Source organism: Lelliottia wanjuensis, from assembly GCF_030238365.1.
Taxonomy (GTDB): domain Bacteria; phylum Pseudomonadota; class Gammaproteobacteria; order Enterobacterales; family Enterobacteriaceae; genus Enterobacter; species Enterobacter wanjuensis.
The window spans coordinates 124,577-138,883 of sequence record NZ_JASSOT010000064.1 but is presented as its reverse complement, the minus strand read 5'-3'; the positions used below and the strand labels follow the sequence as shown (position 1 = coordinate 138,883).

Below are 14,307 nucleotides of genomic sequence, written 5' to 3'. Positions count from 1 at the left end.
CCCTGAACAATTCAATTACCAACCAACGGAAACGCCAGCACCGTAACCTACATTCTGTTGAGTGTCATCACTCACGGTAGCTTTCACAGTAACGTTCTGAGATGCACGGAAAGACACACCAACAGCTACAGCGTTTTCACCGTCATATCCACCCACGCCAGCGCCTACAGCGAAAGTTTGACCGTTCAGAACTTGCGGGATATTGGCCTGGGCCATAGCAGCAGAAGCACCAGCAGCAGCTTCATGTTTGTTCGATTCAACCTCTGATTTCAGGTTGCTGAAATTGTTATTCAGCTTGGAAATCTGCTGAGTGTTGCTAGCAACCTGGTGCTGAGTTGCGCGGTCTGCTACCTGAACAGGCTGAACTGAATAGTGCTCGATTACTTGTGGTTGTGGCTGCGCAGTGTCAGCAATCATAGTTGCAGGAACTACCACGTTATGACGCTCATTCGTCGTGTGCTGGCTGTGCATATTGTTGCTGGTGCTTTTTGCAACTGGAGCAGTAGCGGCTTTAGTGGTTGCAGGTTTGGTAATCAATGCTGCTGGAATTACAGCATTATGTTTTTCCGCTACTGGATGAGCACTGGCAGTGTTACCCGTTTCAGATTTGGCGGTAATGACGTTATCAACGGTTACGCTTGAAAGTGTTTCAGGGAACTGCACTGTTTGAGTGGTCACGGTCTGGTCAATCACTTTACCGTTAACAATGCCTGAAATGTGTTCAACACTCTGACCTGTAACCTTGCTGATGGTGTCATTAAGCTTAACAGGGGAATCTTTGACCAATGCGGCCTGTGCTGTAGTCACCTGGGAACGGTAAGCGGTGGCGCTCACTTCTGGAGTTTTCTGTGTCACAGGTGGAACTGCTAAAGGTGTTGGTATGCGCTGCTGAATCGCTGGAACTTTTGACGGTACAGCAACAGGAACTTCTGAACGAACAGGTTCACGCTGGATATGCGCAACAGGGGTTGCCTGTGGAACCTGAGAAGGAACAGCTACAGGTTGTTTTGAAGGAACTGCAACAGGGGTTGCTTCTAAAACTTTCATCTGAGCAGGGGCAGACACTGCATCACCGGAAACCTGAGGGGTAAGAACTGATTCAGCACCCTTTACACCGTAATGATAAAGCGCGTCCTGCTGTGCAACAGTTGGGTGTGTGTTCAGTGGCAGAGTTACCGGAGCTTTCACAGTAATTGCTTTTGCTGGCTGGATTGTAGCGGCCTGTGCAGCGTTCAGAGAGTCACGGTAAGCACCAGCAGAGACAGAAGGAGCCTTGACGGTTGCCATTGGTGCAGAAGTCTGGACAGTGTTTAATTCGTACCCTACAAACTGTGACAGGGTAGAGACATCATGCGCCATTCCAGAGTTCGCCAGCACAGAATCAACATCACCAGCGTGAACACCTAAGCGGATTAAACCAGCTTTTGCATTGTTGTATGCGTCATCGAACTGATTAGCGGGGGTGCTATCCAGTGGGGCGTTATTGTAGAAGTCAGCAGCCTGTGCAAATTGTTGCAGGGCAGCGGCCTGTTCGCCAGTGGTGATAGTGGAAGCGAAAGCTGGAGCACACACAGCAGTGATGATTACAGCCAGGATAGATTTATTTACCGTTTTCATTTCAAATATTCTCATATCAAATTAAGTCAAAGTTTGGTTTCTGGTGGAGCAGTAAACCGTTTGACATGGCGTGAAATGTATTCCCGTGAAAATGTGATGTAAAGCGCTTTTTCGCGTTACTGTATAACATGAAATCACACGTTTTCGGTTAATTCGTAATCACACCGTTCGTCATGGCGCTGATTATGGTTTCTAGTGGCAACATCATGCAAGCGATATTTCACCATCTCAATTGTAAAGTTTGGTAAGGGGTTGTTTTGTCTTACAAATTATCTTTAGGTGCTATCGGCCTGATATGCGGTTGCTAGGTGTGGTAAAATCTGGTTTCTAGTTGACCTAAATCAAATAAGGAGAAACAGGTGGATGATTTTAATAAGATATTCAATGAGTTAAATATAGACAGGGCGTTGCTAGCACTGATAATGGGGGTGAACAGAAGCACTCTTATCAAGTGGATTGATGACGGTGAAGCCAGAACCACGCCAACACAGCAACCATCAGCAGCAGCATTCACTTTGATAAAGCTTCTACAGTTTCTAAAACAAAGAGACCCTGAGTTATTCGCGGAATTCATGGTAATACAGGACTGGAAAGCGCCCTCTGAAACCTATCTTGATAACCCTGAATTCTGGCAAGCCTGGAAATGGTCTAAGCACAAGTTGAACAAAAACGTTCTGCAATATCTGAACGAGAATCTACCCGATGAGATGAAGGGTTGAATGAAAGGGCGTTCTTACTGGAGCGCCTTTTTTATATCTATTGCTTACCAGCTTTTGAAGATGGTCGTGTTGCTTAGTTGTAAACAAAGCTGATGATGATGTTAAATAACCCAGGTAAAGCTGTACGATTCAACGAACGACACATAAGCAATGCAAAGGTACAGGGTAGAGCTAGAACCTCTCAGAACGCGTTTAAGAGCGTTTTAGAGGGTATTGTGTTTCTGGTAGAATTGTGCATTGTGCCTAATTTCTCGATATGTTGTGTCTATGTGAAACATTCCAGGTTTCAAAGTAAACCCCTATCAAAAACGTCACAATCAATCGTTTTATCCGTCATGGGAATGAATCACAATGGCAGATAAGAAATCATCTCATCCGGTAGCAATTCCCATATGGTAAAGATACTTGTTTGAGAGTCACTACCAGATGTGAACTGTTCTCAAATGGTAAATGCTTTCATCTGCATTAAGTTGTCATTTGAAAATCACAATCACTTTCATATGAGAATAACTAATACCTGCAAATTGTTTTCATTCGCATCTGTTAATCTATCGTCAGGAGTGGTTAACAATGCTTAGATAAACACTTTTGAGTGTATGGGTGATTTTGTTCATTTTCTAAGCAGAGATCTCTACAGTTTGCCCTTATCAATAAAACTGGTAGATACATGAAAGACTAACCAGTGGAAACCGTTTGTTGTTCTATGTGAAACGTGATGTGATATTGGCGTTGTATTTAATGATTAGTTAGTTCTTTCGGGGCTAGGGTTACGAGCCTTAGCCCCATTTTTTAAACAAACTGAGGAAAACCGACACACAGTCTAAATTGACTCCGTAGGATGCTCATCACATCGCTACCCGTGCCAGTTGTCACCTAAACAACCTGGAGTAATAAAGATGAAACCTGTTACCAAAACCGTATTGACCGAAGCTGCAAAGACTAAAGCTGAAAAACTGGCTATTAAATTTGACAGGCTACTAACCCAAACTGCAAAAGATTGGGCTTCTCATAATATCTATGAGTTGGATTTTAAATGGCTGGAGAAATACCGCGCATTTACGTTACACCTTAGCAGTGCTCTTTTTGGCCTGTCGTATGGTGAAGAAATTGAAAGTGAATGCGAGTTTGAATTCCCGCTTGAATGGTTGCTTGACTCTGATTTCTCAAAGTTGATTAACGAGGTTGCTAAACTCCATAGTAACTTCAACATCTGGCAGAAAGCTAAGGTCAAAAATAAAGCGTCCTTAGTTTTGCGTTAATACCACGGAAACGAGCACTATCTATATTATCTGTAGATGGTGCTTTTCTGCTATCTGTAAATCAGTTTGTAAAGAAATGTAAATATAAATTGATTTCGCGCAAAGTGTGAATGTTAAAGCATGTTAACATTGTCTTATCAAATGAAAAACATATGAATTCACGGGGTGTTAATGATGGTAATGAAGTATCGGAAAGGCGGGAGAGTCGAATTGTTCGTTGATTACATGGGCGTAATGTGTCGGGTTGGAATCTATGACAATGAAGAGATTGCTAAACGTGCTGGTGAGTCTTTTTTAAAACAACAATGAGGTGTGAATGTCAGAAGAAGAAAAGCGCAATGCTCTTATCACAATTGCAGAAAGTGAGTTGAACCACTTCAAGCGAAACAAAGATAAGTTGATTGCTAAATATATGACGAGAGGTCATGAATTTGAAGAGGCTGTTTTATGGTGGTCTTCTGAGGTTGGTTTCTTGCGCGGTGAATTATACAAGGTTGAAAATATGAATGGTTGAGTGGCGCTTATCGCTGTCAATCCATGCGTGATAAAGATTATAAAATTTGAGGTAAAACGAATGAGATTTCCAGGTGCATTAAAATATAAAGATTTACCAGACAGGGCTATTATCATGCAGAAGCTGCTAAACGTGCTGGTGAGTCTTTTTTAGAAACGACAAAATGACGTGTAAGGGTTTTTAAGTATGAGGTGAAATAATGTCAGAAGTAATTGAAGTAAATGCAGGTGTCACAATCAAAGAATGTACAACATCAAAAGAACGCGCCTGTGTTGAATTTGTCAGGGCTGTTTGTGGTGCAGGTAAAACATTCACATATTCCAATCACATTAACGCTACACCAGCAAGTAAATTTATCGTTGCGGCTAAAACTGAAATTCTTTGTGAACAGATTCAGCGGGGTTTACCGGATTCTGTTCTGATTTCTACAGAGAATCTTAATCTACGCAAACTGAGAGATAAAGCCAGTGTCACAAGTACCATTTGTGAGGCGGTCAAGTCTTATCGTTACCGCGTCATTGTTTGCAGTCACAAGGCGCTAGAATTACTCTCTATGCGGTTGCACTATGATGATGCTTTACGCCTTGCTATGGTCGATTACCAGATTCTTATTGATGAAGCACCAGAGAACCGCAAGCAACTACAGACTGTGATTGATTTGTCGTTATCCGGTCAATATCCGTGGTTAGCTCACACCGTCACCATGAACGGCCTGATGTATGCTACAGACGTGCATGAATTGAGAAAGTCATTAAGGGCGGGTGATACCAAATCAGCGGGGCTTATTGTGGCGCTTATCAATGGCGATAAGGTCAGGGTTCAGCAGCTACCAGGCGAAAACAAGCAGTTAATTAAATGCTCTGCCCGCTCGGATTTATATATTGCAGCCAGTATTTACAACGAAAATAAAGTAACTGTAATTGGTTCTTTGATTGATAAATCCCCGTGGGTTAAAACTGGTTTACGAAATGGGTTTTTATCAGCAGCAACACCATCAGGTAAAATTGTAATTCCTGAATCACGTAATAAGCACCATAACACCAGTCGAATTAAAATTTATATTCTGACTGACAAGAAAGCCACTAAGACGGGCTTGAATAAACATATTGATGAAGTGTGTGCAAAAGCTGGTGAGTTGGTATCAAGTATCGGTAAACCGTTTATTTGGGCTTCCAATGCAGACTTTGAATCACAGTTCAGTAGCGTGTTCAGTTCTGTTAAGGGTGTTCAGGTTCCATATAAAAGCCAGGGGCTGAACTCCTTTGATGAATATCAGGTTGCAGTTTGGTTAGGTTGTGTGAACTTACCAGACCATATTAAAAAGGATTACGGCGATGAACCAGAAGAAGCAACTGAGTTAGAGGAATGGGAAACGCTTGAATGTTGTTATCAGTTTTTAGCCCGAACAGTTATCAGAAAGCAGGGTGTACTTAATACTCATGACACAATCAAACCTTGTCACTTTGTGGTTCTGGATTCACACCAGGCTGATTACATCAAACAAAATTACTTTCCAGAAGCAGAGATTGTAAGTGGTTTTGAACCTGTCAGGATTGAGCGCAAAGAACAGAATGAGCGCGTGTTCACTAAGGGTGATAAAACCGCAAAGCTTATCACTGATGCAATTGAAGAATTAACCGCTCAGTTCGGTAAAGCACCCACACAAAAAGAAGTGTCGATTTATACAGGAAAAGGCATTGCTACAGTTAAGCGTAAATGGCCTAAGTCATAAAGTATCATTTTGCCCCTATAGACTCTTAGGGGCTTTTTGATACCTTTTATTGGTCTGAAATCGAACTCTAAAAAATTATCATTTACCCTATAGTATCTTTAGGGTATTTGATAAAAACAACCGTTCATAAAATGAACTCTGAAAAGTGGACATTTACCTCATAGCGTCTTTAGGGTATTTGTCCTGTTTTTGAACCGTTCCAGAAGGGCGAGAGAGGGCAGAAGCCCCGCCAGGGTAAGCAGGTCTCTAATTCTCTTTTCTTCATTCCTGTGCGCTGTTTAGCCCATTCCCTTTAATGATGATTTTAACGGTAATCTATTAGTAATCTGATGGTAAAATACCCACTAATTAGCACCCTCAAAAGCTTACTTTTCAGTTATCTATAAAGAGTCTGATAGAGTAGGGATTGATTGTAAGTTGATGATTGAACTGGAAAATGTTACTTTGTAGAGTGTGGTTAGTTTGGTTGAAATTTCCCTTAGTGCTAGCCACTGCACCATTTTGGTGCAACTATATTTACAGAACTTTACACAGACTTTTCATGTTGAGTTTCTGTTAAGTTGATTTAACATTTCTGTCACATGTTATGAGATTGTTACTTTCGGGAGGGTGGTTAAGATTCTGTTAACAGGTTAACTTTGCAGTCACATTGATTTGAGCTATCAGATTATGTGACCAGATGCAAGGATTAAATAACTAGTAAGACCAATTCAGGGTTGATTGTTAGAATCATGTTAAGATTTAACTCAATAGTAACTGTGTTCAGTGCGCATAATCAGACCTTTTTTTAGTTCTCTGTAAAATACCCTTATAAACCAGCCTATTATCACCAGTGCATACACCTAGTGCGCTTTATGGTCATTATGGTAAATCTGGTAACAGAATGTTTCAGGAGTGCATAGAAAGCGGGTAATCATGCACTATTCAGTGTGGTATGCAGTAAAATCAACACTTCATGATGAATAGAAACTGAATAGAGCGTGTTGATGAGATGTTAAATCACATAAAGTGCTGTAGTGATAGGGGGTTGAAAAGAATCTCTTGCAATCCTCTGTGAAATGATGTGTTAAAAATCTGTGAAGATATTTTAAGATTTTGCCGTAACAGGTACTTAACATTTTCTCCGGTGTCAAGCAGGTATAGGCAGGCTGAGCAGAATCCTCAAAAGACAGACTTTGCAGAATCCTCAAAAGAAAGGGCTACACAGATATTTTCCAGAACTCCCGAAGGGCAGGGTGAATAGTGGCGCTGTCCGTTATAAAAAATTTCTGAACAGTTAAACTAACTGGTTAATATCTGTACAGACAGATTGTAAATAGATGGTAAAATAGTTGTATGAAATAAGTAACAACCATCACGCAGGAGTGGGGCTAAACTCTGCACCCCGTTAAGTGACTGGAAAGATATTTTATCACCAGTGATGGCCTGATTACCAGCTTCTGCATACCATTCATTTTAAAAAAATCCTGTGAGGTTTAATGTCTCTTCTCGTTCGTCTTGTCTCGTTGTTCGTCATGGTTCTATGTCTCACTCATATTGCTGCGCCAGATAATATCTTATGGGTTCTCCTGCTATGTATGGCCGATGGGCTGTATATGGTCGATGTATTTAATAATAATAGTAATGATGAGGTGACAGAATGACACTACCTTTAAAACCACCTTTCAAACTATCACAGGTAAAGGCTGAATGCTTAGGTGATAGCTCTATGCGCTCCTGTGCGGTTAAATTGGGTATGGCTAAACTAGTGGGTTCAGACCTGCAACCTGATATTAAGGCAACACAATTTCTAGGTAAAAATTACGGGAACCTTATTTTTACACCAGCCAATAAGCAGAGCCTTTCATGGGGTGTTGTGACGGGAGCGGGTGGTTATGGCTCCATTCAACGAAATACTGTAGGTGGTAACTTTACAGGGTTTGTTAACCTTGCCTTTATGGGTAATCAGATTTTCCTTACACTGAATAACTTTAAACAAGGCTCATGGTCAATGTATGTGAGGAATAACGGTCATACATACACGTTTACTAAAAGCGCTAGCGCCAATATTTATACAGTGAGTGGTGCAGCAGGAACAGAGCTGGGGAATTTGATTAAGGCTAACGTAGGTAAGCAGGTTGCTTGTATTGTAACTCCGCACTAACTAAAACACTTTCGCCTTCAGCAAGGTGATTATTTAAGAATCACAAAACTTAGAGAGGAATTTTTATGTAATGTACAATAAGCCAATCAAAGAAATCATTAATGAACTTTTCAGACCATGCACTAACAACACCTCTCTTCACTGGAAGAAAAACCACTACAGAAATAAAGCGGGTGAAAGGGTGCTAGTGCATATGGTAGGTAATATTGAATTTGTCAGGTTTAGCTATGATGGTGAGCCTGTGAACATCAAATTAAGTAAGATTTTGAACTATTTTAAAACTGGTAAATTTGCCTTGCATCGGGAATTTGTCAAAGGGGCTAGCTTGCCTTTAACAGTGATGGAACGAACCATTAGGGATGTGAAACAAATGACGTTGAAAAAATATCTCTCAGAATTCTACAGCGTAGATTCATCGGGTTATGTTCACATGACTGAAAGTCATCCTGAACGACACAAATACAAGGATTCTAAGCTATCTGGAAGGGCTTTAAATCGTTTAGGTGAACCTCTTACCATGTTATACACAATTCGCTTCCAGAATCGTTTGTATGAGGTCACAAATCATCAGGTTAGAGCCTGCATTAGTGGCGATAATACAGGTGATATCCGTCTGAAATGCAATCCACGTAAAACACGAGAAGAAATGAATGCTGTAGCAATGAATGCAGCATTTTCAGTGAACTATAACGCATGGAATGGAGGAATCTAAGAATGTCAGTCATGAAATCTCAGAATAACAAAACAGGCTTTAAGGGTGTGCATCCTGCTGGTAATGGTCGAAACTACGCAAGAGTAACGCACAACGGGAAACTAATCTCCCTGGGTGGTTACAGTACGCCAGCAGAAGCAAATGCAATCTATGCAGGTGCAAAACTCATGAGTAAGGCGCTGAAGCAAATCTATTAGGAAAACCCTTAAAGAACTCCATATATTTGACCTTTTGCCAATAGATTTATCTTTACAAATCTTTACAAAAGGTTTATATTATCCTTATGAATTGGTGTTCCTACTATTAATTCATACTCAATGCCTCCTTGGGTAAAAACAGAACTTCCATTATTGCAAGTTGACCTCTTTACATGGAGTATAGAGGTCTCTTTTTTACCGTTAAGAATACAAAGAGAAATGTTCGGGTTAAACGGGTTCTCAAACATTTCCAAAGAACTACATGCACCATAGAGAGTGTCTTGTAATTCTGCTCGTTTAAAACTCCTTCTTTTTCCTCTTGTTCGGAAAGAGGGAGGGGAAAACACCATTACTTGAAACTGTAGCAAGCGGTTAATGGTGCATTTCTCTTTGTATCCTTGAACAGTTCACTTTTCAGTAATGCTTTCAATGTAACTTATTATGCAGCGTCAACCATGCAAAGGCTTGTAAGAGCACCCTGTTAGCATTACTGAAAAGTGAACCTGTATCTATTACCTCTATCAAATTACGAGATTATTAAAATGACTGTACCTAATATTTTCCATATTGCTACGCGTGGTCGTGAAACAGTAGATTTTATTGCCTATGAAGAATCAACACCGAACGGTGAAACACGTGAAGTAGTTCCTATGCCTGATGACCTGAGCAAAGTTAAGGATTTATTCATCGGTTGTCTTGTCGATGATAAATGTCTACCAGTGAAATTTAAGACAGTAGCTGATGTGAAAGCTGATGCTGTAGCAGGTATTTCTTTACAGGCCGTTGACGTGAATACGGGTTTGACTAAGCAATACAAAGACACTGAACTTTGTTACTTAACAAAACCTCATGCAATGTATCCAATTGAGATTAAAGATACCATTCTTGAAGATGCAGTTTCTGCTGCTGTAGATGGTTCTGTAACCACTCCTGCTACCGTGAAAGCTATTCAGGATGCAGTAAGAGCACTAATTGTTTCAACATGGTCAGTAGTTGTGTGTGGGGCTTAATATGAATGATTGGTTATGATGCAAATGGTGTTTTCCACTCACGAACAGGTAACGCCATTAAGAAGAAAACCCCACGTGAAGAACTAGCAGAATTACGCGCTTTTAAAGCTAAACATGAAGCTGCTAATAAACCAACTGCAAAGAATGCTGTTGCTACCACTAAACCAGTGACAAAGAAAACTGTTACTGTCAAAGAGCATGGTAATCTGAAAACTGATAAGAAAGCTTCTAGCCCCGTCAGATTCGATTACGAAAGTGAAGCATTCAAACGTGCATTGGGATTAATCCACTGATGACCGTCTTTATGTTACTTATCACTATCTGGATTCTTGAATCTGTTCTTTAGTGATAAGTAACCATTATTACTACTGAGAAACTACTATAAATGAATATCGAACTTGATTTTGATAAGATCCCTTTGTCTGTTGCAATGGGTGCGTTTATGCCTGATGAAATGGGTAACGTATTACTTGCTATGAATGAATACTTTATTGAGAAAGGATTGACAGAAGCACAAGCTGCACAGGCTGCGCAGGAATCTTTTGATAACCTCCGTGAAATTGTCTTAAAATTTGCACTGTCAATTTCCGTGCTGGAAGTTGAGAAGGAAATTAATAATATCTCTGAGAAACTCACAGAGGCGTTCAAAGGTCTGACAACTTCCCTTGATAAAGTTAACCATATTACAGAAGGGGCTGAATAATGTTTGCAATTCTAGATTCCGAAGATTCAGAAGTTTTAAAACAACTGTCTGACCTTACACCTACTGAAAAACTTATTCAAATTGAACGTGAAGCAATTCCTGGGCTGCTTGATTATCAGTTCAAGATTAAACAACTCTGTGATGAGATTGAGGGTTTGAAAGATTCTCGTGGTAAGTTCATTACTGACTATGTTAATGACCGTATTAATCGTGGTTCTCATCCTAAAGTTTTACGTGTAACTCATAATAAGACTACTCACCCTGTTTCTGTTCGTGAAAACACTGAACAGTTAATGAAGCTAGCCTCTGAGGGTTACACGCTACTTAAACAGGTTCCAGAAGTTCACCAGACCCGTTATTACTTCATTGAACCAGGTTTCAGCATTGAGCAATTAGCCGATGAAGTAAAACCTGATGCAGAACGTGAATGTGATAAGCAGCTTGCTTATGTTGAGCAGAAACTTTCAAAAGTACGTTCTGAACTTACATCATTCAAGAAAACCGTTCTGCAAGCTAAAGCGCAGATTATGAGTCTTGAAGAGTTAATGAAAGCTGTGAAGTGAAATAAACAAACATCTAAAACCCTTGTTCATTGGCCTTGCTAGGGTTCTCTGAGCGGGGGTTTTTTCTTATCCGAAAGAGATATATAATAATGACTAACGTAGGATTCCAGAAAGGACACAAACTATCACCAGGACGTGCAAAAGGTTCACGTAATAAATCTGCACTTTCGAAAGCACAATTGTTAGCTGATGCTGCTGCTGTGCCAGTAGTAAAAATGTGGGTGGCAATGGTGACAGGTGACAATGATTTTTTAGCTTCCATTGGTATTGATGGAGCCACACTAAAACCTAAAGAACGTCTTGAAGCTTCTAAGGCTTTACAAGCGCTATCCTCAACAGGTTTTAAAGAGCTTGAGAAAGCAGCACCGAAAACTGCACCTGTTGAACCTGTACAGCGTCCAGTATTCCAGACCGTTGCAAGACTCCCACAAAAGGCAGCAAGTTAATGTGTATGCTATTTGATGAAGAATATTATGAAAGCCTCTATGACGGTAAAGAGCCTGAGAATCAAAAGCTGGTAAGCAATCCAGTTAGAGCACATTTTCAGACTGTTGCAAAACTCTTACCAGTAGAAGCAACAGAAGAAGAGGAAGGTAATAATGATGATGACAAATAATTGCCCGTCATTCTGCACTGCTTCAAAACCAGATTTCCAGATTTCATTAAAAAACCTCTCCCGAAAATATATGAACTACTTCCTGAATGGTGAAAGTGATGCACACGCTGCATCTGATTTTGCTGATGATGTTTTAACAATGTCGGAGGGGAAGCCCGTATATCTAACCTTGTCTTTCCCTTCACGTGAGAATTCAAACTTAGTTACGTTGAACAGTGACGGGTTGAAAACTACTCATCAGGATTTCATGAATTTCTTCAATCTTGTAGATGGTAGAGCAGAGATTTTCAAATTTAACGGCTTCAGTGGTGGTAACTGGTTTGGGGAAAATGGCCTCCCTGGATATATCATTGAAGCTGACTTTAAGAATAAGGCGTAACTTATGAATGGCAAAATTTACGGTTGATGAGTTCGTAATTGAACTTAATGTCTCTGACAAGATTACAAAGAACTTACCAAAGATTGAAAAGGTGGCAAATAACATTGCCGCTAATATTGAAAAACGTTTCAACTCTGCATTCAACCATGACTTCACGAAAGGCACACGTGACAGTTTAGACAGACTGAATAAACACGCTGCTGATACTGCAAAATCAATTAAAACTAATCTAGGCGGGATTAATAAAGTTCGTGTAGATGGTCGGGCTATGTTCAGAAACGTAGCCAGTGAAGCAGAAAAGGCCGCTAGAGCAGCAAACAGAGCATTGGGCGGCGTAGGTAGCGGTTCTGGTTCTCGTGGTCGTGGTGGTCGTCCTGGTGCGTCTGGTGGTGGTTCTACACTGAGCCTTGAAGAACGTATGTCACGCCGTGCTAATTCTTCTGCACTTTACCAGCGTCTAGCACAGACACGTGGCGGTGATGTAAGTCTAAGAGCACAGGAAGTAAGAGCAAGGTTTGAATCTGCCTTAGCCCGTTCTGCTGGTGATTTAAATCGTATGGATGCAGCGCTTGCCCGTTTCCGTATGGGATTACAGGAACTAGACCGCGAAACACGAGCAGCAGCACGTTCAGAACGTCACTCTGCTGATAGTGCTCATGAAGGGTTGTTTGGTATGGTTGGCGGGATTGCAGCCGTTACAGCAGCGCTCACACTGTTTAAATCTTCTCTTGAAGCGGGTATGAATCGCCAGGCTGCAAACACTGCAACTAACTTTGTCTTTGGCAAATACTCCACACCTGGAAATGATGCAGCATTAGGTGCTAAACAATTTGCTGACACTATGGCGCGTCAATTGGGCTTGAGTATGTCCGATACTTTATCAGGTCTGACTAAATTTGTTGCCTCTGCTGCACCTTCATTAGGCGTTCAGGAATCTGAATCATTCTATAAAACGTCGTCAACATTTGGCCGTTTGATGGGGCTGGATAATGACAAGTTGCAACACGCTCAATTAGCCTTTGAACAAATGGCTGCTAAAGGCACAATTTCCAGTGAAGAATTAAAAGGCCAATTAGCAGAAGCGTTACCAGGTTCTGAACAGTTATTTGCTCAAGCTTATACAGGTGATGCAGGTACAAAAGGCGTTCAGAAACTTTTAGCCGATATGAAAAACGGTCTGGTTAAGTCTGCTGATATTCTACCGAAAGTTAACAAGTTGATGCAGGAACAAATTGAAAAAGAGGGCGGGTTAGCTGCTATCTCTCAATTAACCTCTGTGAAACTTGGTCAAATGAATGGTAGTATTGAAAATTCACAGGTAGCTATTTCACGTGGATTCACGGAAGGGTTCGGTGATTTCGCTGGTGCTGTATCTGGTGTCCTGGATAATACGCAAACTTTAGCAGAAGGTTTAGGTGAAGCTATTGGTGGTTTCTTTGAAACACTCTCAAACTATGTCAGTGACCTTGGAACCTTTGCAATGCACGTTGACGGGTGGGCGCTCAAGTTCGAAGCGTGGGTTGATACCTTAGACCCTAAAACTCAATCACTGTTGAAAAACCTTGCTCAATTGGCTGTAGACTTTGGAATCATTACGGCGGGTGTAGGTGCTCTATCCGGTTCATTAGGTATCGTGAAGAAACTGCTGGGTATGGGTGCGGGTGCTGCTGGAGCGGGTGAAGCTGCTGCTGGGGGTGCTGCTGCTGGCTTAGGTGCTGCTGCTGTTCCTGCTGCTGTTGGTGGTCTTATGGCGTGGGATTTTTGGGATAGATTCATTCAGCCTCAATATGAGGGGAAAGAAACCTCTGCATCTGGCTTGTTCGTGAAAGGTTCTGCACTTGACAGGGGCGCAGATTGGGCTAAAAGCCTCTTTGGTGATACCCCACTTGCGCAAGGTAACTGGACAGGTGCAACGAATCCAGCACAGTTTATTTCACCGCAATCTGCACAGGGCGTAAACGTTACAACAAAATTAGATGTGACTGACAAGCCTATTAAGTTTGAAATTGACTTAGGTGAACTAGGTACTCACTCAGTAACCGCTAATCTGAAAGATATGCTTTCTTCTCATGAGGAAATGTATAACCATCACGCAGATTATGCAAACGTGGATTACTCAGTTCATTACTGATACTAATAAGAA

The 14,307-nt window shown here is 41.1% G+C and carries 16 protein-coding genes; 15 read left to right on the top strand and 1 reads right to left on the bottom strand.

From position 1 onward, the window contains the following. Positions 1–15: 15 nt before the first annotated feature. Positions 16–1,617, bottom strand: a complete 1,602-nt coding sequence (locus QQF33_RS16995) for a YadA C-terminal domain-containing protein (RefSeq protein ID WP_285158286.1) — start codon at positions 1,615–1,617, stop codon at positions 16–18. 359 nt (positions 1,618–1,976) lie between these two features. Between QQF33_RS16995 and QQF33_RS16990 the strand changes: the two genes are divergently transcribed. The 15 genes from QQF33_RS16990 (at position 1,977) to QQF33_RS16920 (ending at position 14,295) form a co-directional block, all read left to right on the top strand. Then, positions 1,977–2,336 carry a hypothetical protein gene (locus QQF33_RS16990; protein ID WP_285158285.1) on the top strand — a complete coding sequence of 120 codons (360 nt, stop codon included), beginning with the start codon at positions 1,977–1,979 and terminating at the stop codon, positions 2,334–2,336. Between the two features lie 896 nt (positions 2,337–3,232). After that, positions 3,233–3,595, top strand: a complete 363-nt coding sequence (locus QQF33_RS16985) for a hypothetical protein (protein WP_285158284.1) — start codon at positions 3,233–3,235, stop codon at positions 3,593–3,595. A 316-nt stretch (positions 3,596–3,911) separates the two neighbouring features. Then, complete coding sequence (locus QQF33_RS16980) at positions 3,912–4,109, top strand: hypothetical protein (protein WP_285158283.1); 198 nt, start codon at positions 3,912–3,914, stop codon at positions 4,107–4,109. 199 nt (positions 4,110–4,308) lie between these two features. Beyond that, positions 4,309–5,841 carry a DEAD/DEAH box helicase family protein gene (locus QQF33_RS16975; RefSeq protein WP_285158282.1) on the top strand — a complete coding sequence of 511 codons (1,533 nt, stop codon included), beginning with the start codon at positions 4,309–4,311 and terminating at the stop codon, positions 5,839–5,841. 1,639 nt (positions 5,842–7,480) lie between these two features. Continuing rightward, positions 7,481–7,984 (top strand): hypothetical protein, encoded by a 504-nt coding sequence (locus tag QQF33_RS16970; RefSeq protein ID WP_285158281.1) that lies wholly within the window; start codon positions 7,481–7,483, stop codon positions 7,982–7,984. A gap of 70 nt (positions 7,985–8,054) precedes the next feature. Next, entirely contained in the window at positions 8,055–8,696 is a 642-nt protein-coding gene (locus QQF33_RS16965; RefSeq protein WP_285158280.1) for a hypothetical protein, read from the top strand. 2 nt (positions 8,697–8,698) lie between these two features. Then, positions 8,699–8,893 (top strand): hypothetical protein, encoded by a 195-nt coding sequence (locus tag QQF33_RS16960; RefSeq protein ID WP_285158279.1) that lies wholly within the window; start codon positions 8,699–8,701, stop codon positions 8,891–8,893. 542 nt (positions 8,894–9,435) lie between these two features. Beyond that, positions 9,436–9,903, top strand: coding sequence for a hypothetical protein (locus tag QQF33_RS16955; protein ID WP_285158278.1), 468 nt, complete (start codon positions 9,436–9,438; stop codon positions 9,901–9,903). 5 nt (positions 9,904–9,908) lie between these two features. Further along, on the top strand, positions 9,909–10,196 hold the full coding sequence (locus QQF33_RS16950) for a hypothetical protein (protein ID WP_285158277.1): 288 nt from the start codon (positions 9,909–9,911) through the stop codon (positions 10,194–10,196). Positions 10,197–10,288: 92 nt separating this feature from the next. Then, positions 10,289–10,606: a hypothetical protein gene (locus QQF33_RS16945; RefSeq protein ID WP_285158276.1), complete on the top strand. Its 318-nt coding sequence runs from the start codon at positions 10,289–10,291 to the stop codon at positions 10,604–10,606. Then, positions 10,606–11,169, top strand: coding sequence for a hypothetical protein (locus tag QQF33_RS16940; protein WP_285158275.1), 564 nt, complete (start codon positions 10,606–10,608; stop codon positions 11,167–11,169). The genes QQF33_RS16945 and QQF33_RS16940 overlap by 1 nt, the downstream gene beginning before the upstream one ends. An 89-nt stretch (positions 11,170–11,258) precedes the next feature. Continuing rightward, positions 11,259–11,615, top strand: coding sequence for a hypothetical protein (locus QQF33_RS16935; protein WP_285158273.1), 357 nt, complete (start codon positions 11,259–11,261; stop codon positions 11,613–11,615). 5 nt (positions 11,616–11,620) lie between these two features. Next, positions 11,621–11,785 (top strand): hypothetical protein, encoded by a 165-nt coding sequence (locus QQF33_RS16930; RefSeq protein WP_285158272.1) that lies wholly within the window; start codon positions 11,621–11,623, stop codon positions 11,783–11,785. Then, positions 11,769–12,164 (top strand): hypothetical protein, encoded by a 396-nt coding sequence (locus QQF33_RS16925; RefSeq protein ID WP_285158271.1) that lies wholly within the window; start codon positions 11,769–11,771, stop codon positions 12,162–12,164. Before QQF33_RS16930 ends, QQF33_RS16925 begins: the two co-directional genes overlap by 17 nt. A 7-nt stretch (positions 12,165–12,171) precedes the next feature. After that, a complete protein-coding gene (locus QQF33_RS16920) occupies positions 12,172–14,295 on the top strand; it encodes a tape measure protein (protein ID WP_285158270.1) in 2,124 nt (707 codons plus the stop codon). Positions 14,296–14,307: the final 12 nt, after the last annotated feature.